This is a genomic window from Sunxiuqinia indica (assembly GCF_009847015.1).
Taxonomy (GTDB): domain Bacteria; phylum Bacteroidota; class Bacteroidia; order Bacteroidales; family Prolixibacteraceae; genus Sunxiuqinia; species Sunxiuqinia indica.
The window spans coordinates 140535-165295 of sequence record NZ_WVEM01000005.1 but is presented as its reverse complement, the minus strand read 5'-3'; the positions used below and the strand labels follow the sequence as shown (position 1 = coordinate 165295).

At 39.2% G+C, this 24761-nt stretch carries 19 protein-coding genes; 11 read left to right on the top strand and 8 right to left on the bottom strand.

All coding sequences use genetic code 11. The annotated features are described in order from the left end of the window. Positions 1 to 79: 79 nt before the first annotated feature. The 3 genes from GR929_RS09380 (at position 80) to GR929_RS09370 (ending at position 3179) form a co-directional block, all read left to right on the top strand. Entirely contained in the window at positions 80 to 1402 is a 1323-nt protein-coding gene (locus GR929_RS09380; protein WP_159519082.1) for an ABC transporter permease, read from the top strand. A gap of 235 nt (positions 1403 to 1637) precedes the next feature. After that, positions 1638 to 2549 (top strand): cysteine synthase A, encoded by a 912-nt coding sequence (gene cysK / locus GR929_RS09375; RefSeq protein ID WP_159519080.1) that lies wholly within the window; start codon positions 1638 to 1640, stop codon positions 2547 to 2549. A gap of 96 nt (positions 2550 to 2645) precedes the next feature. After that, the gene (locus tag GR929_RS09370) at positions 2646 to 3179 is read left to right on the top strand and encodes a mechanosensitive ion channel domain-containing protein (protein ID WP_159519078.1); all 534 of its coding nucleotides are present in this window, start codon (positions 2646 to 2648) and stop codon (positions 3177 to 3179) included. A gap of 228 nt (positions 3180 to 3407) precedes the next feature. Here the strand turns inward: GR929_RS09370 and GR929_RS09365 are convergent, their stop codons facing one another. Beyond that, positions 3408 to 4163, bottom strand: coding sequence for an NYN domain-containing protein (locus GR929_RS09365; protein ID WP_159519076.1), 756 nt, complete (start codon positions 4161 to 4163; stop codon positions 3408 to 3410). Positions 4164 to 4379: 216 nt separating this feature from the next. Here GR929_RS09365 and GR929_RS09360 point away from each other — a divergent pair, with 216 nt between their 5' ends. The 3 genes from GR929_RS09360 to GR929_RS09350 all read left to right on the top strand — a co-directional run bounded on the left by GR929_RS09360 (position 4380) and on the right by GR929_RS09350 (position 7646). Further along, a complete protein-coding gene (locus GR929_RS09360; RefSeq protein ID WP_159519074.1) occupies positions 4380 to 5066 on the top strand; it encodes a TrmH family RNA methyltransferase in 687 nt (228 codons plus the stop codon). Beyond that, positions 5063 to 6988 (top strand): dipeptidyl-peptidase 3 family protein, encoded by a 1926-nt coding sequence (locus GR929_RS09355; RefSeq protein ID WP_159519072.1) that lies wholly within the window; start codon positions 5063 to 5065, stop codon positions 6986 to 6988. The genes GR929_RS09360 and GR929_RS09355 overlap by 4 nt, the downstream gene beginning before the upstream one ends. Positions 6989 to 7112: 124 nt before the next feature. Continuing rightward, positions 7113 to 7646, top strand: a complete 534-nt coding sequence (locus GR929_RS09350) for a TlpA family protein disulfide reductase (protein ID WP_159519070.1) — start codon at positions 7113 to 7115, stop codon at positions 7644 to 7646. A 3-nt stretch (positions 7647 to 7649) separates the two neighbouring features. On the opposite strand, the gene GR929_RS09345 is transcribed toward GR929_RS09350, so the two are convergent. Beyond that, the gene (locus tag GR929_RS09345) at positions 7650 to 9725 is read right to left on the bottom strand and encodes a cache domain-containing protein (RefSeq protein WP_159519068.1); all 2076 of its coding nucleotides are present in this window, start codon (positions 9723 to 9725) and stop codon (positions 7650 to 7652) included. 304 nt (positions 9726 to 10029) lie between these two features. On the opposite strand from GR929_RS09345, the gene GR929_RS09340 reads away from it, so the two are divergent. The 3 genes from GR929_RS09340 (at position 10030) to GR929_RS09330 (ending at position 13663) form a co-directional block, all read left to right on the top strand. Beyond that, complete coding sequence (locus GR929_RS09340) at positions 10030 to 11478, top strand: Do family serine endopeptidase (protein ID WP_159519066.1); 1449 nt, start codon at positions 10030 to 10032, stop codon at positions 11476 to 11478. A gap of 115 nt (positions 11479 to 11593) precedes the next feature. After that, a complete protein-coding gene (locus GR929_RS09335; protein ID WP_159519064.1) occupies positions 11594 to 12454 on the top strand; it encodes a sigma-70 family RNA polymerase sigma factor in 861 nt (286 codons plus the stop codon). Positions 12455 to 12547: 93 nt separating this feature from the next. Then, positions 12548 to 13663 carry an MBL fold metallo-hydrolase gene (locus tag GR929_RS09330; protein ID WP_201300953.1) on the top strand — a complete coding sequence of 372 codons (1116 nt, stop codon included), beginning with the start codon at positions 12548 to 12550 and terminating at the stop codon, positions 13661 to 13663. 5 nt (positions 13664 to 13668) lie between these two features. Here the strand turns inward: GR929_RS09330 and GR929_RS09325 are convergent, their stop codons facing one another. The 3 genes from GR929_RS09325 to htpG all read right to left on the bottom strand — a co-directional run bounded on the left by GR929_RS09325 (position 13669) and on the right by htpG (position 20110). After that, positions 13669 to 16836 (bottom strand): ATP-binding cassette domain-containing protein, encoded by a 3168-nt coding sequence (locus GR929_RS09325; RefSeq protein ID WP_159519060.1) that lies wholly within the window; start codon positions 16834 to 16836, stop codon positions 13669 to 13671. A 92-nt stretch (positions 16837 to 16928) separates the two neighbouring features. Next, the gene (locus GR929_RS09320; RefSeq protein ID WP_159519058.1) at positions 16929 to 17759 is read right to left on the bottom strand and encodes a hypothetical protein; all 831 of its coding nucleotides are present in this window, start codon (positions 17757 to 17759) and stop codon (positions 16929 to 16931) included. A gap of 293 nt (positions 17760 to 18052) precedes the next feature. Further along, a complete protein-coding gene (gene htpG / locus GR929_RS09315) occupies positions 18053 to 20110 on the bottom strand; it encodes a molecular chaperone HtpG (protein WP_159519057.1) in 2058 nt (685 codons plus the stop codon). A gap of 192 nt (positions 20111 to 20302) precedes the next feature. Here htpG and GR929_RS09310 point away from each other — a divergent pair, with 192 nt between their 5' ends. Then, positions 20303 to 21766, top strand: a complete 1464-nt coding sequence (locus GR929_RS09310; protein ID WP_159519055.1) for an aminotransferase class V-fold PLP-dependent enzyme — start codon at positions 20303 to 20305, stop codon at positions 21764 to 21766. Here GR929_RS09310 and GR929_RS09305 read toward each other — a convergent pair. The 3 genes from GR929_RS09305 to GR929_RS09295 are packed head-to-tail and all read right to left on the bottom strand — an operon-like array spanning position 21763 to position 24076. Beyond that, positions 21763 to 22446 carry a LytR/AlgR family response regulator transcription factor gene (locus tag GR929_RS09305; RefSeq protein ID WP_159519053.1) on the bottom strand — a complete coding sequence of 228 codons (684 nt, stop codon included), beginning with the start codon at positions 22444 to 22446 and terminating at the stop codon, positions 21763 to 21765. The two genes, GR929_RS09310 and GR929_RS09305, sit on opposite strands and share 4 nt — an antisense overlap. Next, positions 22443 to 23477, bottom strand: coding sequence for a sensor histidine kinase (locus tag GR929_RS09300; protein ID WP_159519051.1), 1035 nt, complete (start codon positions 23475 to 23477; stop codon positions 22443 to 22445). The genes GR929_RS09305 and GR929_RS09300 overlap by 4 nt, the downstream gene beginning before the upstream one ends. Continuing rightward, positions 23474 to 24076, bottom strand: a complete 603-nt coding sequence (locus GR929_RS09295) for a hypothetical protein (protein ID WP_159519049.1) — start codon at positions 24074 to 24076, stop codon at positions 23474 to 23476. Before GR929_RS09295 ends, GR929_RS09300 begins: the two co-directional genes overlap by 4 nt. A 161-nt stretch (positions 24077 to 24237) precedes the next feature. Here GR929_RS09295 and GR929_RS09290 point away from each other — a divergent pair, with 161 nt between their 5' ends. Further along, entirely contained in the window at positions 24238 to 24585 is a 348-nt protein-coding gene (locus GR929_RS09290) for a hypothetical protein (RefSeq protein WP_159519047.1), read from the top strand. Positions 24586 to 24761 lie beyond the last annotated feature (176 nt).

Genomic DNA, 24761 nt, shown 5'->3' with positions numbered 1-24761 from the left:
CGCAAAAGTGCAAAGACATTAGCGGACAATTACAAGCGAATTCCATTAACTACCTTTAGAAACTTCAAATTATATTGAGATGAACAAGTCACTACTAATATTAAAACGAGAATATTTAACCCGGGTCCGTAAAAAATCATTTATCATCCTGACGCTACTTGTCCCATTCATCTTTGCCGGGTTTACGATTTTACCTGCCTGGCTGGCCATGCAAAACGATGAAGAAGAACGAACGATTGGAGTTTACGATGCAACTGGCCAGTACTCGGGACGAATGGAAAATACCGAGTTTACCCGCTTTACTACCATCCCGCAAGCCGAATTTGAGCAAATCCAGCAAGACATCAAGTCAAGCAGTTACTATGCTGTCTTGTACATTCCATCAGATATTTTAGCGACGAATAAGGCTCAATTGCTATCGGACAAACAGGTAACTTTCGACATTAAAAATATGATTGGTCGTAAGCTCGAAAACCTTATTGAAGCGGATAAAAAAGCTGTTATCATTGATGGTTCGGGCATTCCGGATCTAGAGGAAAAGCTGTTGGCAGCACGAACAAGCATTAATTTGGAAACGCTTAAGGTTGGCGAAAAAGGAGAAGCGGTCAAAAGCTCTACTGAATTGGCCATGGGAGTTGGATATGCTGCCGGATTTTTGATCTACATGTTTGTATTCATTTATGGAGCCATGGTTATGCGTGGCGTTATGGAAGAAAAATCAAGCCGGATTGTCGAAGTAATTATTTCGTCAGTCAAACCAATTCAATTGATGTTTGGTAAAATTATAGGCATTGGCTTGGTCGGATTAACGCAATTGGCTTTCTGGTTGATTTTGATGTTTTTAATTGTTAGCGGACTACAAATGTTTCTAGCACCTGATCAGGCAGAAATGCTTACGCAATCGCAAAACATGATGGCCTCATCTCCACAAATTCAGGAAAACGCGGTTTTAAACATCATCGATTTAATTGGCAATTTAAATATTCCGCTCATTATTGGATCATTCATTTTCTACTTCCTCGGAGGATTCCTGATGTATTCCTCGTTGATGGGAGCCGTAGGTGCAGCAGTCGACCATGAAGAAGAAGCACAGCAATTAATGCTTCCGGTGACAATACCACTTATCTTTTCAATTATTATTTTATTCCCGGTGGTTAAAAACCCGGAAGGAACGCTGGCATTTTGGGCTTCCATGATTCCATTCACTTCGCCGGTTATCATGATGGTCAGAGTGCCATACGGACTACCGGCCTGGGAGCTGCTGCTATCAATGGGCATTTTAGTGACTTCAATTTATGGAACAATTTGGGTGGCTGGGAAGATATACCGTACCGGAATTTTAATGTACGGCAAGAAAGTCAATCTTAAAGAAATTGTTAAATGGCTTTTTTATAAAAATTAATTCAGATTAAATTGTATTTTATCCAGATATTTTATTTATAATTGTTCCAGATAAGTAAAACAAAAAACTTTCTTATGAGTTATACCTTCTCAAATATGTGTGTGTGTTGTTGTATGAAATACAATGCGGGGAAGGTATGTTTAAGTTAAAAAGATAATAGTATAAAGATATAAGCAAGCCTTCCAGTTACTGGGAGGCTTTTTTTTTGAATAAAACCATTTAAATACAAATAAGTATGAAATTTAACAACATCTTAGAGACAATTGGAAATTCTCCATTAGTTCGCGTGAATAACCTATATCCTGATGGATATGAAGTGTATGTGAAACTGGAAAAAACAAATCCTGGCGGTAGCATCAAAGACCGTATCGCACTTAAAATGGTTGAACAGGCTGAAAGCAAAGGCATCCTGAAACCCGACACCGTGCTTGTTGAGCCAACTTCTGGAAATACAGGAATCGGGCTGGCATTGGTTGCCGCTGTTAAAAAGTATAAGTTGATTTTGGTAATGCCTGAATCAATGTCAGTCGAACGTCGCCGTATACTTACAGCCTATGGAGCGGAATTGGTGCTTACGCCAAAAGAAAAAGGGATGAAAGGAGCCATTTCGAAAGCCGAAGAAATTGCAGCCGAAAATCCAAACTCATGGATTCCGTCTCAGTTTGACAATGAAGCAAATATTGCTGCTCACCGCGACCATACGGCGCAAGAAATTTTGGCTGATTTCCCGGAAGGTTTCGACTACCTGATTACCGGTGTTGGAACAGGTGGACACATTTCAGGAGTTAGTGAAGTATTGAAAAAGAGCTTTCCTAATTTGAAAACATTTGCTGTTGAGCCTGAAGCTTCTCCTGTAATTGGAGGTGGAAGCCCTGGTCCACACCCCATTCAGGGAATTGGTGCAGGCTTTATTCCTGAAAACTTAAAAACCGACTTGTTAGACGGAACTGTGTCCGTTTCGAAAGAAGAAGCCTTTGACTATGCCAAACGTGCTGCAAAAGAGGAAGCCTTATTCGTCGGAATTTCATCAGGGGCTTCGTTGGCCGCTGTCGCCAAAAAGATTCAGGAACTACCCAAAGGGTCAAAAATATTGACTTTTGCCTACGATACCGGAGAACGATATTTATCCGTTGATGGTTTGTTTTAATGATTTTGAGGTCGGTTTATCCGGCCTCTTTCTTTTCATAGTAAATCACTTTTGTTTCAACGAATTCACTATTTTTGCTTCAAAGTAAAACATACCATGGGAACATACCAATTACAAATTATAGAAACTGCAATTGTAATCGTTTTACTGATTGTAGTCCAGTTCATTGTCAGACACTACATCAACAAAACCCTGAAAAAGTTTCACTTCTCATTACAACGACGAAGGATGACCACAAAGATTATGAACTTGTTCATAATCATCGGCGCACTAATTGCATTGACGGGTATTTGGGGCATTGAAAAAGAGAAGTTACTGCTCTTTATTTCTTCGGTACTAACCATATTAGGAATTGCGTTTGTTGCTCAATGGTCAATTTTATCGAACATTACCGCCGGATTGATTCTCTATTTTAATCATCCCTTAAAATTGGGAGATCATATACGAATACTTGAGAAAGATTTTATTATTGAAGGTAAAATCGATGATGTCACTTTCTTCTTTGTTCACATCATTTCCGCCGATGGTGACCGAATTACTGTCCCCAACTCCATCATTCTGCAAAAGAATATTTCGGTAAAACATCCGAATGATAGAAAAGCTAGAATCGAAAAGGAAAAACACAGTTAGCTAAAATTTAAAAACAGCTTCTTTCTGATGTTTCTTTCTTTATAGCTATAATTAAACTTTCTTTTTGGATTCCTGTGTGATTGTAAGCGGCTTGTATGATGGAATCAATAAAACAATCTGCAGTGTTTGGACTGCTTTGCGTATTGAGTTCATCGGTTAGTATTTGAAAGAGTGACAGTGTAAAACAAAATTTACACCAAACTCCGCCTCCTTTCAGTCAGATGTATATTAACGTCTTGATTTTGGTTTTTCCTTTATCTTTACATAAATCAGTTTCAGTTGCCCTTTGGTGTTCTCTCGCTGTTCAATCTCAAAGTTTTTAATGGACTTTATTAAAGGTGTTAGCTTTTGAAAGCCATAGTTCCGGGAATCGAAGTTGGGTTGTTTTTTCTGAATGAGATTACCAACATCGCCAAGGAAAGCCCAGCCATCATCGTCTGCCAAATCGGAAATAGAGCCTGAAATTAATCGGATGACTTTGGGAGTAATTTTGTCGACATTGTTTTTGGGAGTTGCCCGACTGGAGGGGGTCGCAGACTCGTTTTCTTCCGGTTCGGTTTTTAAAATTTCAATGTAAATAAACTTATCGCAAGCGACAATGAATGGTTCTGGTGTTTTTTTCTCGCCAATTCCAATCACCTTCATGCCGGCTTCGCGTAAGCGGGTTGCCAGCCGGGTAAAGTCGCTATCGCTCGATACCAGACAAAAACCATCCACTTTCTCCGAATAAAGAATGTCCATGGCATCAATAATCATGGCCGAGTCAGTGGCATTTTTTCCGGTGGTATAACCATATTGTTGAATAGGAGTGATGGCGTTTTCCAGCAATAGGTTTTTCCATCGTGTTAAGTTGGGTTTAGTCCAGTCGCCATAAATACGTTTGATCGTTGGGTTGCCATATTTGGCAATTTCCTCCATCATTTCTTTTACGTGGGCTGACGGTATATTATCGCCATCAATTAATACGGCTAGTTTTATATCCATGATTTTTATCTATTTGCTGCAAATTACGCATTATTCCTAAAGTGGAGCACTAAAAATGATGAAAAGGTATTGATTGGGGTTTAATTGCCAACAGATGGTTGAAAATATCCAGGATACGACAGAGGTAAAACAAATTTTGAGTCAGCTTTAAAGTTTAAAAATTGATTATTTTTACCCGCTAAAGCTTACTTACGCTATTTGAAGTACGATTGATTTATGGATTACCAACTCATTGAATACCTAACGGAGTGCCTGACACCGGAACGAAAAGCCCTTTTTGAAAAAGTGCTGGAACAACGAACCCGCTACCTCACGGTTGTTTTGGAAGATATTTTTCAACCCCAAAATGCAAGTGCTGTGCTTCGCTCGGTCGATTGTTTTGGTTTGCAGGATTTGCATGTCATCGAAAATCGGAATGAATTTACCGTTGATCGGGAAGTGGCCATGGGGGCATCAAAATGGCTAACAGTAAAGAAATATCAGGGACAGGAGAACAATAGCTTGGATGCGATTCGGCATTTACGGCAGCAAGGATACCGGATTGTTGCAACCACTCCGCATGATGGTGACACAAACCTTGAAGACTTCGATTTAGCCAAGGGAAAAGCTGCTCTTTTTTTCGGAACCGAACTGACCGGGATTTCTGATGTGGTTAAACGGGAAGCGGATGAATTTTTGAAAATTCCGATGTATGGTTTTACCGAAAGCTTTAATATATCGGTTTCTGCAGCCATCATTTTGCATTATTTGACCTATAAAATGCATGGAGATTCGAACATCGACTGGAGCTTGACTGAAGAGGAAAAAGCAACGATAAAATTGAGCTGGATCAAAAGAACTTTAAAACGATCGGAATTGTTAGAAGAACGATACAACGAACTGAAAAAAGAAGGAAAACTATGAAGGTGTTTGCGGAAAAATTTGCCGACTTAAAAATACTACGATATGAACTGATAGGCTTTGAAAACCTAAGTCTTCAACAAAAAAAGTACATTTATTATTTGTCGAAAGCAGCCTTGTGCGGGCGCGATATTTTGTGGGATCAGAATAACAAATATAATTTGAAGGTTCGAAAACTGGCAGAGATCATCTATAAAACGTATTCCGGAAATCGGGGAACTGATTTGTTTCAACAATTTCATATCTATTTGAAACGAATTTGGTTTGCCAATGGCATGCATCATCATTATTCGATGGATAAAATTTTGTCTGGTTTTTCGGATGAAGAATTGAAGCAGTTAATATCAGATGCTGACCTTTCAGACTTTAAGCACATTGATGAAGTTGATGAGTTGGTTGATGTGATTACGAACCCGGAGCGTGAAAAAAAGCGCGTAAGTCTGGATAGTTCAAAAGATTTGTTGGAAGCTTCGGCGATGAATTATTATCGGGATGTGACGCAGGAAGAGGCAGAAGAGTTCTACAAAATAAAAAACCAGGAAGCCGGGGAGAAAACTCCTCCATTTGGGTTGAATTCGCAATTGGTAAAAGAGAATGAGGAGTTGAATGAGATTGTTTGGAAGGTTGACGGGAAATATGGAAAGCCGATAGAGAAGATTTGTTATTGGCTGGAGCAGGCAATTCCTTTTGCAGAAAACGAACTTCAGCAGCAGCATATTCGCAAGTTGATTGAATTCTACCAGACTGGTGATCTCAGGAAGTTTGACGATTACAGTATTTTATGGGTGAAAGAGCTGGAAGGACAAGTTGATTTTATCAATGGTTTTATTGAGGTGTATGGCGATCCGCTGGGCATCAAAGGAAGCTGGGAGTCTATTGTTAATTATAAGGATTTGGAAGGCACTAAAAGGGCAACTATTTTGTCCGAAAATGCCTCATGGTTCGAGCGGCATTCGCCGGTAAATGAAGCATTCAAAAAGAAAGAAGTAAAAGGCGTAAGTGCCAAGGTTATACATGTAGCCATGCTTGGCGGCGATTGTTATCCGCATACACCAATTGGTATTAATCTGCCCAACTCCGACTGGATCAGAGAAGTTTACGGCTCCAAATCGGTAACGATTGAAAATATTACCAAATCGTATTTTCTCGATTCGCTGGGTAATGGACTGATTGAAGAATTTGCAGCCTCGGAGCAAGAAGTAGAACGAGCAAAAAAATATGGCTATAAGGCGGGCAATTTGCATGTCGATTTGCATGAATGTTTAGGGCATGGCTCCGGAAAGATGATGCCTGGTGCAAAGCCGGAGGATTTGAAAAACTACTATTCGACGATCGAAGAAACCCGGGCCGACTTATTTGCACTCTATTATGCCATGGATGAAAAGTTGCTGGAACTGGGCTTGGTGCCATCTGAAGAATCGGGGATGGCTGAATACGATTCGTACCTGCGTGTTGGATTAATTACTCAGCTAACCCGGGTAGAGCCGGGAAAGGATATTGAAGAATCGCATATGCGTAACCGCCAGCTCATTGCGCGTTGGTGTTTTGAACATGGCAAAGCTGAAAACGTGGTGGAATGGATCAAGAAGGATGGTAAAACATATGTCAAAATTAACGATCATAAAAAGTTACGAGCCATGTTTGGGGTTTTACTGGCCGAAGTTCAGCGAATAAAATCGGAGGGAGATCTTAAGGCTGCCGCTAAATTGGTCGAAACATATGGGGTGAAAGTTGATGCGGATTTGCATCAGGAAGTATTGGAGCGTTTTAAAAAGCTGAATATTGCGCCATACGCCGGATTTATGAACCCTGAATTAAGCCTTAAAAAGAATAAAGAAGGAGAGGTGATTTCTGTAGAGGTAGCTTATGCTGAGGATTATACCGACCAAATGCTATCGTACTCCGAGAATTATAGCTTTTTATAGCAAGCAGATAATGATCATTTTCAATTTGTAGTCAACTGAAATGAGCTGCTAAATGTTTCAACACTAATAGGAAGATTATGAGCGAGTTTTATGCGCTTACATAAGAGAATAAAAATAAAAATACATGAAATCAACATCCTTATTTTTGCTGGCTATTGTTTTGTTAATCATGTTTTCATCCACTCTATTTGCACAACAGAGCGAAGAAGAAAAAGCAACGATTGTGCAGCTTGGACAACTGGCTCCACATTTTGTTTTCCAGAATGAGGCTGGAGAAGAGCTGTCTATCTCTGATTTGAAAGGTCAGGTTGTAATGATTAACTTTTTTGCGACCTGGTGCGGTCCGTGTTTAAAAGAGCTGCCTCATGTTGAATCCGATATTTTCGGTACCTATAAAGACAATCCGAACTTCAGGCTGTTGGTTATTGGACGGGAGCATAATTCTGTTGAGTTGGCAACGTTTAAGGAGAAAAAGGGGTATTCTTTTCAGCTGATTGCTGATCCTGAACGGAAGATTTACTCAAAATTTGCCGCGAAATTTATACCACGCAATTTCATCATCGATCGGGAAGGGAAGATTATATACAGCTCTGTTGGCTTTAATGAGGCTGAATTTGCTGAGCTGAAGAAAGTGCTTGCCTTTGAGTTGGCAAATTGAAAACTATTTTGATTTCGGTTCCCATTGAGACGGAATGTAAAAATAAAAGTCTGATCCTTTGCCCAGCTCAGATTTTACACCAATATCGCCTCCCAGAAGATGAATGATATTTTCAGAAATGGCTAAGCCTAGACCCGTTCCGCCGTATGTTTTATTTGTTAATTTCCTGGCTTGGATGAAGCGTTTAAAAATGTCTTTTTTGTCATCTTCATGAATTCCTATTCCAGTATCAGAAACTTTAAAGTGTAACCACTTATCACGTTTGTCAACTTTGAGGGTTACCGATCCTTTTTCGGTAAATTTTAACGCGTTGTTTATTAGATTATCCAACACTTGTTTTAATCGGTATTTATCGGTTGTGCACACAAAGTCATCAGGCAGTGTATTTTCCACGACAAACTCTACCTCTTTTTCTTTTTGTTTGATAAAGAGGTCTTTATAGTTCCATTTTAGTTCTTCAATCAGTTCGTTGAGTTGAAACTCATTAATGGCAACCGATAATTGATCAGACTCAATTTTAGAAATGTCAATAATGTCGTTAATCAGTTTCAACAAGAATCCGCCATTTTTTTGTATAAGCTGAATATACATGACCTGGTCTTCTTCAGATAAATTTTCCTCATCCAAAAGGCTTGAAAAACCGAGAATAGCATTCATTGGTGTGCGAATTTCATGTGACATGTTGGCAAGAAAAGCCGTTTTTAATCGGTCAGATTCCAGTGCTTTTTTCTGCTCAAGAACCAGCTGTTTGTATACTTTGCGGCGCTCGGAAATCATTTCATTGGCAACTTCTCCCATTTCTTTAAATTCATTAAAATAGAGGTTGTCAATGTTAATCTTTTTATAACTCTGTTTGCCGGTTTTGAAGAAGCGAGTGAAGTTGCTAAAGTCGGCAAAGTAATGGGAATTAAACCTGCGGATAACCATCGTTTCTCCCAGGATTACCAGTAGGAGGACAAAGAGGATAACCAACAGGTTTTTGATCAGGTCATTTCGAAGCGATTCCTTTTGATGTTCAATCTCCAATAAGATGTCATCCAGGTAAAAACCGGCACCAACCAGCCATTTTGTTTCCGGAAATTCTTTTACATAGGAAATTTTTTGCTGCATTTTTTCTTCACCGATTTTGTTCCATTGGTAGGTGAAGTAACCTCCTTCCTTCGAGTTTTTTGCAACCTCTATTTCTTGCAGAAACACAGCCATTTTTGCAGAATCTGACCCGTCAAGCAGATTGAAATCACCATAATAGGGCTTGCCTTCAAAAACCACCGGATCTCCATCTGTCTCATTAATAAAAACATAGCCGCCATATCGGAAATGATCGGCGCTTACTTTTTGGGCAACTTCATTTTTAAATTCCTGATAATAGTCTTCATAGTAGGTTTTAGATCCAAAGTACCAGTTTAGCTGGTTGTGCTTTTTTAGAAAAACAATTTTGTTTTGAGGGATAGTGTCAGTTATGGCAAGTTTATCTCCGTGAATGTAATTAATAAATCCCTGATTTTTATCCTTGAAAAAATCCAGCTCACGCTGCACGACCTTATTCCCATTAACGTCGGTATGGTCGAGCAGATTTGAGCCGGTGTATTCCGGTCGTCCCGGATAATAAACGCCGATTCCATCCAGATCGTTAACAAAAACGTGCATGAATTCATTGCCATAGTTCAAGGCCGATACGGTTTCTATTATTAATTTTTTAAGATCTTTGGCGTCCATTTTGCCCTGGTAATAGTTGTATAGTTTGTCAGCAACACGATACGCATTTTTCACATTTTCACTGACTCTGTCTTTCAGCCTCCTGTCAAACGATCTTTTTTGGCTGGCTATGTATTCAATTTCAATATTGATTAAGTCGCGTAAAAACTCCTTGTGTTCTCCAATATGTGCTTCTTGTTGCTGCTTACTGATATCTCTGAAAATTAAAATTTCCTGAATGGAAATAATCCCGGCAACAAAAAAAGTCATCAGTAATGTTGATACGATTACAATTTTCCGAATATGATTAGTAATGCTCCTGGAGGCCGGTCGTCTTGGGGCTTCTGTTGGCTTGGTTTCTTTTATTGTTTGTTTTTCTTCCATTCAGAAAAAACAATTAAAATTGTTTAACTAAAGTCGTCACATTCAAAGTTAATCATATCTCTGAAATATTGTCAGTACTAAGCATTCAATTTGTCTGTGTTCAGAGTAGAATTGTAAGACTAATCTTTCAAAGATGTTAAGCTGAGAAATATAATTTCTTTGTAATTCATATTTTATAAGTGCTTTGCTGTTAAAACATGTTAAACAATACAAATGAATCAAAAATAGGGAAACACTGGCATCTTTTGTGCGTTAATTTAGCCGATATTGAAGAAAATGATCACTAATAATAAAATAAGACGAAATGAAAGACTATAAAAAAATTGGACTAACATTCATCGTTGCGCTTTTTGGTGCTTTCGTTGCAATATGGGCCTACACAAGCTTTTTTGAAGAACCACAAGTGGTAACCGTACAACAAGATCAGGCGATGCGCTACGCAAGTCTGCCATCTGCGCCACAGGGAGAGGCTCCGGATTTAACTTATGCGGCTGAGAATTCGATTCACGCTGTTGTACACGTAAAAGTGACTTCACAGGAGGAGGTTCAACAATATCATTCGAATCCTTTTTACGAATGGTTTTATGGCGATCGTAACCCACGCCAGCAGCAACCAAGAGTTCGGCAAGGAGCAGGCTCCGGGGTTATTCTTAGCGAGGATGGTTTTATTGTCACCAATAACCATGTAATTGACGGTGCTGATGATATTCAGGTTGTTTTGAATGACAATCGGCAATATGAGGCGAAACTAGTTGGCACAGATTTGACTACCGATATTGCCGTATTAAAAATTGAGGAGAATAGTTTACCCCATTTGAAATTTGGGAATTCTGATGCTCTGAAATTGGGAGAATGGGTATTAGCAGTTGGTAATCCTTTCAATCTTACATCAACAGTAACAGCAGGAATTGTTAGCGCAAAAAGTCGTAACATAGGAATCAATCGTGTTGATATGGGGATTGAGTCATTCATCCAAACAGATGCGGCAGTAAATCCAGGGAACAGTGGTGGTGCTTTAGTGAATATGAACGGCGAACTTGTCGGTATTAATACCGCCATCGCTTCTAGAACTGGTTCGTATGCTGGTTATTCGTTTGCCGTGCCGGCCAGTATTGTTGGTAAGGTCGTCGACGATTTAAAGCAATTTGGTCAAGTACAAAGAGCATTACTTGGAGTTATGATTCGGGATGTTGATGCAAAATTAGCCGAAGAAAAGGATATTGATGTGATCGAAGGGGTTTACATTAGTGAAGTCAATGAAAATAGTGCCGCCGAAGAAGCTGATATTGAGGCGGGTGATATTATTTTAAATGTAGACGGAGTAAAAGTTAACTCAACGGCGCAGCTTCAGGAGCAAATTAGTCAGCATCGTCCCGGAGATGTTGTGAAAGTTTTGATAAAAAGAGACGGTAATTCGAAACAAATTAAGGTGACCCTTCGTAACATGCACGGAGATACAGAAATTGTTAAAGCTAGCGACAACAGATTTCTTGGCGCCAGGTTTGAACAACTAACAGAAAACGAAAAATACCAACTTCGCATAAGCCATGGGCTAAAGATCACAGATTTAAGTAAGGGAAAGTTGAAAGATGCCGGACTTAAAGAAGGTTTTATCATAACTGATGTGAACAAGGAAGAGGTTGAGTCGGTTAATGATTTTAAACGGATAGTTAACAGGGCTGATGGTGGTATTTTAATTGAAGGAAAGTATCCCAGCGGAGAGCCGGCATATTTTGTGTTTGGCACCAAATAAGTACATCATTGTTTACTTATAATTAACAAACAAGAAGGCTTTGTGCAAAGCTTTCTGTTTGTTTGAATTATTGACCGTAAAAGTCTATATTTGCACGATTTTTTTAGAAGGGTATATGAGACAATTAAAGATTACAAAATCGATTACCAACCGTGAGAGTGCTTCACTTGACAAGTATTTGCAAGAAATTGGCAAGGAGGATCTGATTACAGTTGAAGAGGAAGTTGAATTAGCACAGCGGATTAAAAAAGGCGATCAACATGCGTTAGAAAAACTGACCCGTGCGAACTTGCGTTTCGTAGTTTCAGTGGCTAAACAGTACCAAAACCAAGGCTTAAGCCTTCCAGATTTAATTAACGAGGGAAATTTGGGACTGATTAAAGCAGCTGAAAAGTTTGACGAGACCCGTGGGTTTAAATTTATTTCTTACGCTGTGTGGTGGATTCGTCAATCTATCCTTCAGGCATTGGCTGAACAGTCGCGTATTGTTCGATTACCGCTTAACCAGGTAGGTTCGTTGAATAAAATCAACAAAGCATTTTCGAAATTTGAACAAGAAAACGAGCGTAAGCCGTCACCTGAAGAGCTAGCTGATTCATTGGAACTGCCTCCTGAGAAAGTTGCAGATACCTTGAGAGTATCAGGACGCCATATTTCTGTTGATGCTCCTTTCGTTGAAGGAGAAGATAACAGCTTGTTGGACGTGCTGGTAAACAACGACTCACCAAATGCAGACCGTAGTCTGATGATGGAGTCGCTTGCCCGTGAAATTGAGCGTGCTCTCGCTACCCTTACAGAACGTGAAAGTGACATCATTAGGATGTTCTTCGGAATTGGTTGCCAGGAAATGACCCTGGAAGAAATTGGAGAAAGATTCGGGCTAACCCGCGAAAGGGTGCGCCAGATAAAAGAAAAAGCAATCCGTCGATTGCGACACACATCCAGAAGTAAATTATTGAAAACATATCTTGGATAAGAAATTCTTTTAAACCGCCCCACGAGGCGGTTTTTTTATGCCCTGAAACTTTTGTACCCCATTATTGTTTTACCAATCAATATGAAGAAAACAATGATGGTACTTGTTCTTATTGTATTTATAATTCTTGTTGTTGTCTATCTGGTAATTAGGTATAACCCGGCCTTTGGCAGAACACCGGACGGAGAGCGATTGGCTCGTATAAAGAACTCTCCGAATTATGTCGGCGGGAAATTTCAAAATCCAGTAGCGACAAATGTTCAGATTGACGACGTTCCATATTTCAAGTTGATCAAGGAATTTCTTTCAACAAAAGATGATCGAACTCCTAAAGAGGAAATACAGGTTGAACCCATTGATCAATCAAAATTTCATCGTTCCAAAAATAGTGTCAACATTTGTTGGCTCGGACATTCCTCTCTTTTAATTGAAGTGGATGGTAAAGTGATCTTAACTGATCCCGTATTTAGTCAACGGGTTTCGCCATTCTCATTTATTGGGACTAAAGCCTTTCCGTATTCCGAAAATTATTCATTGGAAAGTCTTCCGGAAATAGACTTGGTAATGATCTCCCACGATCATTACGATCATTTGGATTATCAAACAATTAAGAGTTTAAAGAATACTGGTGTTGAATTTGTAACTGCTTTAGGAGTTGGTGCACATCTAGAATATTGGGGAATTTCACCTGACCGGATAACGGAACTGGATTGGTGGGAAGAATACCAGTTTACCAATGAAATTCGATTGACAGCAACACCGGCGAGGCATTTTTCGGGACGAGGATTGACAGATCGTTTTTCAACCTTGTGGGCTTCATGGGTTATTGCAGGTTCAAAAGCGAAGCTGTTTTTTGGGGCTGATTCCGGCTACTATCGCGGATTTGAGGAAATAGGAGAGAAGTATGGCCCTTTTGATATAGCTATGCTTGAATGCGGACAATACAGTCAATATTGGCCATTTATCCACATGATGCCTGAAGAGACGTTTAAAGCTTCAGCCAACTTAAAAGCAAAGGCGCTGCTACCTATTCACTGGGGGAAATACAAATTGAGTATTCATCCCTGGACAGAGCCGGTTGATCGCTTACTGGCTGCCCGGGATAACGAAAATACTGAAATTGTTACGCCACGAATAGGGCAGGTTTTCAACTTAAATTCGCCCTTTTCGACGAAACGATGGTGGAAAAATGAATATCACGAAAACTAAGGATTTTATTTCTCCTTTTTCTTCGAATCGCCTTTCATAAATGCCATTGGATTGTAGAAGATGTTGTCTCTTAATCTTGCCTGACGAGCTAACCTCCAATTCTCAACATAGGTTAATCCTTTGTGCAATAAATCAAAGTAAAGAGAAACCATCAACAAAAACGTGAATAACCATAACACGCCAATGTTGAACAGGATCGTATCTATTTTCCTGTCACCAAGAAGCTTGTACGAAGCATAAAAGTGTGCAATTCCATTGTTTTGAGCCGGCTTTCGGTAAATTGGCTCATCGCCCTGGTAAATCCTGTTTTCGTGTAAGTATGTTTTATGTAAGCTGTATTTGTCACGCACCAAAATCTCCATTTTTTTATTGGTGTATCGATCTCTAAATTCAATCAATCGCTCGTCTTTCCCGTTAAAGCCCGAAAGCAAACTATTGTATTTTGCTTCAAGTTCGCTCGAGACTTCCTGATAAGCTACTTTGTATTCATGCTGCGATTTTTGCAGGTATTGCGTCAATACATCACCCCAACGAGCATTGAAGTCAGGTGTGCCAATAAACTCAAACGCCGATTGAATGGAGTCGTTAAAATGCCCGTTTTCTTTAAAAAGATCAGTAAATGAGTTTTTCAAAACAGGGATCAGTGTTTCTGCATTTTCATTCTCGTTTTTATCCTCAAAAATGATGTAAGAGTTTAAGTATTTGTCAACCTCAGGAATCCAATAGAACGCTTTAAATCCGAGGTCGTTTTTCTTTTGTTCTTCATCAAAAAGAATCTTCCGGTAGGCATTGTTTTTATATTGATCTACAGCTAGTGCTTCGTAAGCCCAACGCGAACTCATGAGATCGCCAATTAAAGGCGTGCGGTTGTAGCTGCTAAGCGAGGGGTGCATTTTATTAAAATCAATGATTACACCACTAAGCAAAAGCTGAGGAACGAGGATTAAGGGAATCAGAACATAAATGGCGACTGCTGAGTTTAGTCCTGCCGAAAGGTTTAGCCCCAACAGGTTTGCGAAGCAAGCAGTAGAAAATAGAATTGCCCAGGTGGAGAATGTGAGTCCCGGTATTTCAAGCATGAAATGACTGATTAGTACAAACGAAAATATTTGAACAGCCGAGATTAAAAATAAGATTAATATTTTGGATGAAATATAAGCCCCCCGGCTCAAATTCAGGAACTCTTCGCGCTTTAGAATTTTACGATCTTTGAAAATTTCTTCGGCACTAATACTTAGTCCAATAAACAGAGCCACAACGACACTCATAAACAGAAATGCCGGTAAGTTGTCGTTGTTGGCCAGCCAATATTTTCCTTCGTCAGAATATTTGGAAAAAAAGCCCAAAATAATCGCAAGCAATGGTGCCTCAAGCAAGGCGATTGCCAGGTATTGTTTGTTCGACTTTTTCGTTGCGAAATCTCGTTTGATGAATAATTTTAGTTGGTTGAACCAATCCGGTATTTTAAAAAGAATTTTTGGGAAAACTTCCTTCTCTGCCGGATTTGTTTTCATGAAATCGAGTACTCTGGGTTCGACGTTCTTTTTGTAACGCTCGTACCAGTCTTCTGGTGATATTTTCCGACGGCGAATGCTTTTCCCAAACGGATTTACCATTCGGGCTTCAATAATCTGAAGTGGTTGCTCAGTCTTTACATTTCCACAGCTTAGACACTCGCTTTCATCGGGATTAATATAATTGGCCTGATTTTTAAAATAGGTAATGGCATCCATCGGGTTCCCAAAAAAGACAACCCGACCGCCTTTGTCCATAACAATCATGCGGTCGAACAATTTGTAGATATCGCTCGAAGGTTGATGGATGTTTGCAAAGACCAGTTTTCCTTTTAAACACTGTCTTTTTAGGAGATGCATTACTTTTTCCGAATCAGCTGATGAAAGTCCCGAGGTCGGTTCATCAACAAACAGAATAGAAGGCTCGCGCATGAGCTCAAGCGCAATGTTTAATCGCTTTCGTTGTCCTCCACTCAAGATCTTTTTCAGCGGGCTTCCCACCACTAGGTCTCGCGCTTCAACCAAATCAAAATCTTGAAGAGCCTGGTCTATTTTTTCCTCAATTTCTTCGTCATTCAGATCGCCGAAACAAAAACGTGCATTGAATTCCAGGTTTTTGTATACGGTTAGTTCTTCAAGCAACAGGTCGTCCTGCGGAACGTAACCAACAACTCCTTTTAGTAATTCTTTGTTTTCCGGATCATGCAGATCGAAACCGTTTAACGAAATGGTTCCATTGTTGGGCTTTAGTTTGCCGTTCAACACATTCAGCAAGGTGGTTTTCCCAACACCGCTACCTCCCAGTATGCCAACAAGATCACCCGATCGTTCCTGAAAGCTTAAGGGATGAAGTCCATAGTTTTTCTTGGAGAAGCGATACTCGGTATTTTCGACATTGAGAACAATGCGCGGTTTCCCCTTTTCCTGAATAAAGCGTGTCATAACACTACTATAGTAGATCGGAATGATCCTGGAGGTCTTCAATATTGACCCGGGAGGAAAAACATACAGCCGATTTTGAGTAAGTCGGTGCCCATTCAGGTACATGTTACGTGGCCCCCAATATTTAAAGAAAAGAGTATTTATACTTCCAATGCGTATCAGTTCGAGTTCTACTTGTTGATTCTCCCGATATAGGTGTTTAATCTCTTTATCATGATAGGTCTCATTCCCATTAACCACAAAGAGGCATGTTTTATCTCTTACCTTAGTTATTGAAAATAAATGAAACCGATAAAGGTTATCATATTCTTTCGAATTAATTTTTAACCCTCGAGCCACAAGATTAACCGTTTTCAGATCGTCCAACTTAAAATCTCCATCTTGATTGATGAAATTCAACAGTTGGGCGACAATCATAAAGCGGGTACTCAAATCAAATTGAGTTACAATATCTTCACAAATTTGACTGAGGTAAGACTTATTGATGAATTTTTCACCTTTACCGTTTTCTTCATATAAAATATCACGGTTGCTGATGTGATAGTATTCAACTGATTCAACGTAATGTTGATGATATAACTCAACCAATTCGCGGTTGAAGTTTTCATTGAGAAACGACCGCACCAGTTCTGAAGAAATCGATCTTGATTCTTCATCCTGGTAGTCTGTTATAATTGCAAACAGCCTGATCAGCGTTTCTATGATACCTTCATACATAAGTCTGAAATTTAAGAAAAAACGGATTTTTGTATTCCTAGCATTTGGTGGAACAACAAAAACCCGTTTTGTATTTTAGAGCTGACTTGGTCTTATTTTGTGAATTTATTTCTTACAGAAGTTAATAAATCCGTCAACTTAGTCACTTGTTCCTCAGTCATTGCAGTAGTACCCTCTTCCAACGCATAAATGTCATTGATAGCGACTATGTCAGCGTATACATCGCTCAAAATCTCTGAATCTTTGTAGGGCTCCATCATTTTTTCGAGTTTTATCAATGGTTCTTTTTGAAAAAGAATTGCTTCAATGATTTTCGGGTTTTGAAACGTATTTTCAGAGATATGAGTTGTCAAATATAATCCTTCGAAAACTGTTCCTGAAAGCACCAAATAGGACACTTCCGGGCGTCCTTGCTCGTTTAAAAAAGTGTAAGCATTTTGGAACATATTGGTGATAATATTCACCAATTCCTCGTTGTTGTCCAGATTTGCTTCAATTTGGTCAGGAAGATTTTCTTCAAACGCTTCAGTCATATCTAGTTCGCGCACCAGTTTTTCTGCTGCCTTAAAGTAATCCTGCACATCGGTTTTCTGGTTGTAAGTTGTTGCATAAGCCAAATCTGACGTGTAGATTCCCAGATTTACAGCACGGTCTTTTTCTGAGAAATATTCTGACGCTTTTTCAGGATCATTGGTGATTCCAACAATGTAGCTTGCTTCAATTTCGTTCAACATTTGAGTTACTTCGAATGCTGATGATATGGGGTAAGAGTAGTCTTCGATTTCTTCTTTTATCGTTTCCTCAACAATTTTTGGCTCGGTCTTTTTTTCTTTTTTGCCGCCTGTGCATGCACCGAAAGTACCAGCAAACAGAGCTAATACGACAGCCAGAGAAACGAATTTAAGTGTTTGTGTTCTTCTCATACTTATGGTTTTTAATTGTAATTTATTTGTTTGTTGAAAGTTAGCTTGTTATCTGTCTCACAAATGCAAATCTGATAACTGTCTGTTTAATTTTAAGCTAAAATAATATAAAAATGTTGGGTAACGTATTAATTAAAAATGATTTTTTCATTTAAAGATGCATCAATCCTACATTTGAATATTAATTGTATGTTGGAAAAAATAAATATTTACGCGTTTATAGATTTGAAAAAAGAGCGAAATGGCTTGCGCCCTATCGCTCTTTTTTTAGTCTGTTAAACGATATGTTATTTTTACTTGATCAACTCGACACTGCGACGTACAAATTTATCAAGCGCTTCCCCTTTCAGCATGCCATTTGCCAATAAGGCTAAATCAACCATTTGCTTGGTAAATTTATTTTTCTTGCCAAAGTCACTAAGTTTTTCGCGTTTTTGTTGTTCTAATTCTGCAATTGCTTTTTGCAAATCATCCAGCTTTTCTTTGTCGGCGGCAGGAACTTCTTCTTCTTTCTTTCCTTCTTTCGCTTTTTCCAAAGAATCCTTTTCCAGTTTCTTGGCAGTTAAGTCTTCTTTTATCGTTTCAAAAGCTTTACCTAACTTTTTATCTTTTGATTCCAATACTTTTTGCACCAACGGATGAGCTGTATTTACAACAAGATTTAAGCTGTCTGGCAGGTTGCCGTACATATTCATGCCTCCGCCGCCTTGCAACTGACCCATATCTTTCATTCGACGCATGAATTCGTTACGCGTAATAACGATTGGTTGTCCGCCTTCGCCTAAATTTTTAAAATCGACAATGTAATTGACGCCATTATCCGCAGGGCAAACCGCCTGAAATACCGGGCTCAATTCTTCTTTTTCCTCCCAACTCAATTCTTCTTTTTCTTCTTCTTTCTGAATCAGGTTTTCAACCACATCCGAGTCAACACGCACAAAACGCTTGTCGCTATGTTGTTGCTCCAATTTGTTGAGCAGCGGGGTTGCCAAAACATTATCCAGAATAAGTACATCATAGCCTTTATCTTTGGCTGTTTGCACAAACGAGTATTGTTCTTCCAGATTACTGGTGTATAAGTAAACCAGGTTGTTGTCTTTATTTGTTTGGTTATCCTTAATTAGCTTTTCGTATTCTTCGAAAGTAAAGTATTTACCATCGGTATTTTTAAACAGGAAGAAGTTCATGGCGCGTTCTGCAAACTTCTCATCAGTTAGCATTCCGTATTCGATGAAAATCTTGAGGTCGTCCCATTTTTTCTCGAAATCCTCGCGGTTATCTTTAAATAGTTGGTGCAAACGATCAGCTACTTTTTTGGTAATGTGACTGCTGATTTTTTTTACATTTGAATCGCTTTGCAAGTACGAACGAGAAACGTTCAATGGGATGTCCGGCGAGTCGATCACACCATGCAGTAATGTCAGAAATTCAGGAACAATTCCTTCAACTGAATCAGTTACAAAAACCTGGTTCGAATACAGCTGAATTTTATTTTTCTGAACTTCGATGCTGTTTTTCAAGCGTGGGAAATACAAAATACCGGTCAGGTTGAATGGGTAATCAACATTCAGGTGAATGTGAAATAACGGATCTTCGCCCATTGGATAAAGCTTACGGTAGAAAGCCGAATAATCCTCATCTTTCAAATCAACCGGAGCTTTTGTCCAAGCTGGATTCGGATCGTTAATCTGGTTTTCGTTTTCTGTCTCAACTTCTTTACCATCTTTCCATTCTGTTTCTTTTCCAAAAACAACTGGAATTGGTAAGAATTTACAGTATTTATTCAGAATTTCTGAAAGTCGGGCTTTATTTAAAAATTCTTTCGAATCTTCGTTGACATACATGATAATATCGGTACCAACCTCTTCGCGCTCGGTATCTTCAATGCTGTACTCCGGACTTCCGTCACATTCCCATTTTACAGCTTGCGCACCTTCTTTGTATGATTTGGTTACAATTTCAACTTTATCCGAAATCATAAATGACGAATAGAAACCTAATCCAAAGTGTCCGATAATCGCATTGGCATCGCTTTCATATTTTTCGAGGAATTCATTGGCTCCCGAAAAAGCAATCTGATTAATATACTTTTCAATCTCTTCGGCTGTCATTCCAATTCCATTATCCGAAATCGTAATGGTCTTTTTGTCTTCATCCAACGAAATGCGGACTTTCGCATTTTCTGTTGAAACGGAAGTTTCTCCACGCCCGGACAATGTTTTTAGCTTTTGAGTTGCATCTACCGCGTTTGAAACGATTTCACGAAGAAAAATATCGTGATCAGAATACAAGAACTTTTTGATGATGGGGAATAAATTGTCACTGGAAACGCCAATTTTACCTTTTTGCATCGCTTTTATATTTTTTAGTTTAACATCAATTTTACGGCTCCTCTTTTTCAAAGCTTGTGCCATTCTCGAAAAATGACGAATTGTCACGATCGTTTGCAAAAGCTTGATTTTTTGACTCGCAAAAGCTGACTTATCTCGGTTTTTATGTCAGTTGTATTGCGTTATTTTGAATGACGTAAAATTTCAAGCAAGATGACCCAACTCGAAGAATATTTTAAACCCTTTCGTGAAAACATTATTGGTATCGATCAAACTTTTTCCAGCCCTTTTGGTGAGCAGAAAATTTTGTATGCCGACTGGATTGCCAGCGGACGCCTGTATCGACCAATAGAACGACAAATGTTGGAGCAGTTTGGCCCCTTTGTAGCCAATACGCACACCGAAACCAGTGAGACTGGAGCCTTAATGACGAAGGCTTATCAATTGTCGCACAAAATTATAAAAGAGCATGTGAATGCCGGGCCCAATGATGTCATCATTACCGCAGGATTTGGTATGACAACGGTGATTAATAAATTTCAGCGAATTCTGGGGTTGAAAAATGGCAAAGTGCCGGGAAGTAAAAATATTGAGGAAACCGAAAAGCCGGTCGTTTTTATCACGCACATGGAGCACCATTCGAACCACACAAGCTGGTACGAAACAATTGCCGACGTAGTTATTGTTGAGCCGGATGAAAATTTGCAGGTTAGCCCAGAAAATCTTCGTAAAAAGCTGGAGGAATATAAAGACCGCGCGTTTAAGATTGGAGCATTTACAGCTTGTTCGAATGTTACAGGAATTCGGACACCTTATTTTGATATGGCTAAAATTATGCATGAGTTTGGCGGAGTCGCTTTTATTGATTTTGCGGCTTCGGCTCCGTACGAAACAATTGACATGCACCCGGAAGATGCGATGATGAAACTGGATGCTGTTTTGTTTTCGCCCCACAAGTTTTTGGGAGGCCCGGGCTCGTCAGGAGTGTTGGTTTTCGATAAGTCGATGTATCGAAATCCCGTCCCTGATCATCCGGGCGGTGGAACGGTGGATTGGACTAACCCTTGGGGGAAATATAAATATGTCGATAATATTGAAGTTCGGGAAGATGGTGGAACTCCCGGTTTTTTACAATCAATAAAAACAGCTTTGTGTTTTCAGTTAAAAGACCAAATGGGTGTTGAAAATATCAGGCAGCGCGAAGAGGAGCTGTTGGCTCTTGCTTTTGATGGTTTAGACAGCATTCCTGACGTTAAAATTTTGGCGAATGAAGAGCGCGATCGTCTAGGCGTAATTTCATTTTATGTGCAGGGTATTCACTACAACCTGCTGGTGCAGTTGCTAAACGATAAATACGGAATCCAGGTTCGTGGAGGTTGTGCTTGCGCCGGAACCTATGGACACTTTTTGTTGGAAGTAACAGCAGAGCGATCCGATGCGATCACCGATAAAATAAACCATGGCGATATGTCAGAAAAGCCGGGATGGGTGCGCTGGTCGCTTCATCCGACGATGACTAATGCAGAGGTCGAATTGTTCATTGTGGCACTGAAAGACATCATTTCCAATATTTCAGACTATTCAAAAAATTACAAGCCGGTACCTCGCACGAATACATTTAGTCATAACGATGAAAAAGATTACCATCTGGAAGTTGCAGAATGGTTTGAACTTTAAGTATTCAGGCGTTCAAGCAACTCTGCTTTAAAACGTTTGCTCACGGGTAGAAAAGTGTCAGCAAGTTTTATTCGATTGCCTTCAAGATATTGAATGTGCTTGAGGGCAACCAGGTATGATTTATGAATTTGACAGAACCCGGTTGAAGGAAGTTTTTCCAAAAAGGCAGCCAGTCGGTCGTAAACGGTAAGTGTTTGGGTGGTTAAAGTGAGCCGGATGTAATCGCCCATGGCTTCAACATAAAGCAATTCATTCAAATCTAACCGATATATTTTTCGGTCTGCTTTCACTACGATGAAGTTATCAGTTGTCTCTTCCTTGCCTGCCTTTTGCAAAAATCGGTTGACGGCTTTTAAGAAACGATCCTGCTCCACCGGTTTAAGGATATAGTCAATTGCTTCCAACTCGAAACCTTCAACAGCATGTTCTGCATAAGCAGTAATAAAAATAATGTTTGGAGGATTCGGAAGGCTTTTGATCAGTCCAATTCCGGATAGCCGGGGCATATTGATATCCAAAAATATCAAATCAACTGGGTTTTGTTGGATGAAATTTCGTGCATCGATCGCATTGCCAAAGGAATTTAAAAGCTCCAACTCCGGGCAATCGGCGATGTATTCTGCAATCAAATCGCGCGAAAGCGGTTCGTCGTCAACTAGAATACACGAATGCTTCTTCATTTGATCGAAAGTTTAAGTTTGACAAGGTATCGTTTTTGCTGATCATCTATAACCAGTTCATGTTTGTCAGGATATAGCAAATCCAATCGTTTACGCACATTTTGGATGCCCATCCCTTTGTATTCATCTTTTGACGAATCATTTTCAACCGCTTTTTCATTTGCTACAAAAAACTGGAAATCATTGTCCGAGTTTTCCCAAGCAATTGAAATCCGGCCACCGGTATTCAAATTATCAGTGCCATATTTAAAGGCATTTTCCACAAATGGCAATAGAAGCAGAGGGGCTATCTTAAATCCCGAAGGATCTCCTTTTTGGTCGACTTCAAGATTAAAATCCGGTTCCAATCGTATTCGCTGAACTTCGATGTATTTTTTTAAAAAATGCAATTCTTTTTCCAGCGATATAAAGTTAGTCTCCGCATCGTAAATCACATAACGAAGTATGTCTGATAATTTTAATACCAGTTGCGGTGCCAAGTCTGATTTTTTTCGTGTGAGCGAGTACAGATTATTCAGGCTGTTAAAAAGAAAGTGCGGATTCAGTTGCGAGCGGAGTGCGCGCAATTCGCTCGTTGTCTTTTCTTGTTCAACTTGATTAATTCGAAACCAGGCCCTTGCCAGCTTAATTAAAGTCGTTAAAACCAAATAAACCGCGAAAAACAGGAGGATGTCCCAAAAGGTATAATAAGCGATGAAATAGTAGCCCGGAAACAAATAGTCAATCCAACGCTCAAAAAGTTGAAGGTAAAACTCCGCTCCAAAAGCCAGCAATATAACAATAGAGAGCAAATACCAGCCATATTTGTTTTTAGCCAGCAGCCGGGGAAAAAGAATTGCTTCATTCAGGTACACAACCAACAGAATCGGAAGGTGAAAAACCAATGCGTAAATCAGATCGATGTGATGAATCTCGGCTGAAACACGCAATATATTGACCAGCACCAGAAATGAAAGGCACCAAAAAGCCAGATGTTGAATCGGTCGTGATTGAATCAGTCTTCCTAAAACGGATAGCATTTTTTTGATCATTTCTTTATTCTATGTAACTCCACATCCACTCCATCTTTGAACGCTTCCTCCGAATTTACATATTTTACAACAAACTTTTGAAGTTCTTTGGGTTTAGCCGTAAGCAATATATTCTCGCCATTATTTTCATGATGAATACGAATTCGATTTTGTTCGATTAAATCTTCCAGCCACTCCGGATCAAACCAATTAATTTTGGCTTCACCATTTTCCAGTTCCAGTTTGGCAAAACTGTGAACAGGAAGAGCATGCCAATCAAAGAGATCGGGATCTTTGTCAAAATAATCATCCAGGTAGAAATCGAGAAAATAATGGTCGTCGAGTTTGATTAAATGCACCAGGAAAGATTTTTTTGATAGTTTGTCATCTTCTTTGATCCGAAGAATATAGGCTGTGCTATCCAGGTTTTCAGCTTTATGTTCTCCTTTGTAGTTGAACTCAAATTGCCAAACGGCAGAGTCTGAGTCTATCCATTCTCCAAGTAGTAAATCATTTGCATAGAGATCATCGTCGGTGTACAGCGGATAGAATGAGAATACCATACATCCGGATAAAAACATAAAAACTAATGCAATCAAATATAAGTTTTTAGATTTCATGATGTTTGATTTTTATTGAATTACGGTTCAAAAAAACAAGAACTTTTGCTCATTTTAAAATTTATTCGTTATCTGGACTGGTTTTCTCGTTGAAAGAGTGAACTTTGTGTTTGCCTGATAAAATAATTGTTACATTTGAGTTCATTCAAATTTCTATACTAATGAAAAGTTACAAACCTTACCTGAGCTTAAGCAAATCAGTTGAAAATTATGTGCTTGACGTAGTTTTTTCGGCAAGTAAGTTGCAAACAATCGCTTCTATCCAACAGCAGGAAATTGTTGTTGATGAGAAGGCCTATTGGGGCGTGATTATTACCTTATCAACCACCTCTCAAATTGTTAATGGTCCCGATGTTCCAATTTTTTCAACAACCGTTGATATTTCTTTTGAAAAATCGAAGGAATACAAAACCATTAAATGTGTTGTTCAGCAAGTTGTGCCAGAAGGTGAATTTGGTCCTGCGAGAGATAAAGAAACTGATATTGATTTTGGAGATGGCGATGATTAGTATGGAGGGGGGTGTTCATCAGTTACTCAATTTATTTCTTTGAGTTTTTTTGTAAGAAAATGCTATGAGGTAGATTCGATTACCCTCTTTGCTTATTGAAGGCAGAAAGGAAGTTTTGTGAGACTTCCTTTTTCTTTTAGATTAATCTCGACACTTTTCGTATTTTTAGCTTTGTA

Bases quoted from the DNA above. Each gene is read 5' to 3' on its own strand.
- GR929_RS09380 (WP_159519082.1), top strand. From the start codon at position 80: ATGAACAAGTCACTACTAATATTAAAACGAGAATATTTAACCCGGGTC.
- cysK (WP_159519080.1), top strand. From the start codon at position 1,638: ATGAAATTTAACAACATCTTAGAGACAATTGGAAATTCTCCATTAGTT.
- GR929_RS09370 (WP_159519078.1), top strand. From the start codon at position 2,646: ATGGGAACATACCAATTACAAATTATAGAAACTGCAATTGTAATCGTT.
- GR929_RS09365 (WP_159519076.1), bottom strand. From the start codon at position 4,163: ATGGATATAAAACTAGCCGTATTAATTGATGGCGATAATATACCGTCA.
- GR929_RS09360 (WP_159519074.1), top strand. From the start codon at position 4,380: ATGGATTACCAACTCATTGAATACCTAACGGAGTGCCTGACACCGGAA.
- GR929_RS09355 (WP_159519072.1), top strand. From the start codon at position 5,063: ATGAAGGTGTTTGCGGAAAAATTTGCCGACTTAAAAATACTACGATAT.
- GR929_RS09350 (WP_159519070.1), top strand. From the start codon at position 7,113: ATGAAATCAACATCCTTATTTTTGCTGGCTATTGTTTTGTTAATCATG.
- GR929_RS09345 (WP_159519068.1), bottom strand. From the start codon at position 9,725: ATGGAAGAAAAACAAACAATAAAAGAAACCAAGCCAACAGAAGCCCCA.
- GR929_RS09340 (WP_159519066.1), top strand. From the start codon at position 10,030: ATGAAAGACTATAAAAAAATTGGACTAACATTCATCGTTGCGCTTTTT.
- GR929_RS09335 (WP_159519064.1), top strand. From the start codon at position 11,594: ATGAGACAATTAAAGATTACAAAATCGATTACCAACCGTGAGAGTGCT.
- GR929_RS09330 (WP_201300953.1), top strand. From the start codon at position 12,548: ATGATGGTACTTGTTCTTATTGTATTTATAATTCTTGTTGTTGTCTAT.
- GR929_RS09325 (WP_159519060.1), bottom strand. From the start codon at position 16,836: ATGTATGAAGGTATCATAGAAACGCTGATCAGGCTGTTTGCAATTATA.
- GR929_RS09320 (WP_159519058.1), bottom strand. From the start codon at position 17,759: ATGAGAAGAACACAAACACTTAAATTCGTTTCTCTGGCTGTCGTATTA.
- htpG (WP_159519057.1), bottom strand. From the start codon at position 20,110: ATGCAAAAAGGTAAAATTGGCGTTTCCAGTGACAATTTATTCCCCATC.
- GR929_RS09310 (WP_159519055.1), top strand. From the start codon at position 20,303: ATGACCCAACTCGAAGAATATTTTAAACCCTTTCGTGAAAACATTATT.
- GR929_RS09305 (WP_159519053.1), bottom strand. From the start codon at position 22,446: ATGAAGAAGCATTCGTGTATTCTAGTTGACGACGAACCGCTTTCGCGC.
- GR929_RS09300 (WP_159519051.1), bottom strand. From the start codon at position 23,477: ATGATCAAAAAAATGCTATCCGTTTTAGGAAGACTGATTCAATCACGA.
- GR929_RS09295 (WP_159519049.1), bottom strand. From the start codon at position 24,076: ATGAAATCTAAAAACTTATATTTGATTGCATTAGTTTTTATGTTTTTA.
- GR929_RS09290 (WP_159519047.1), top strand. From the start codon at position 24,238: ATGAAAAGTTACAAACCTTACCTGAGCTTAAGCAAATCAGTTGAAAAT.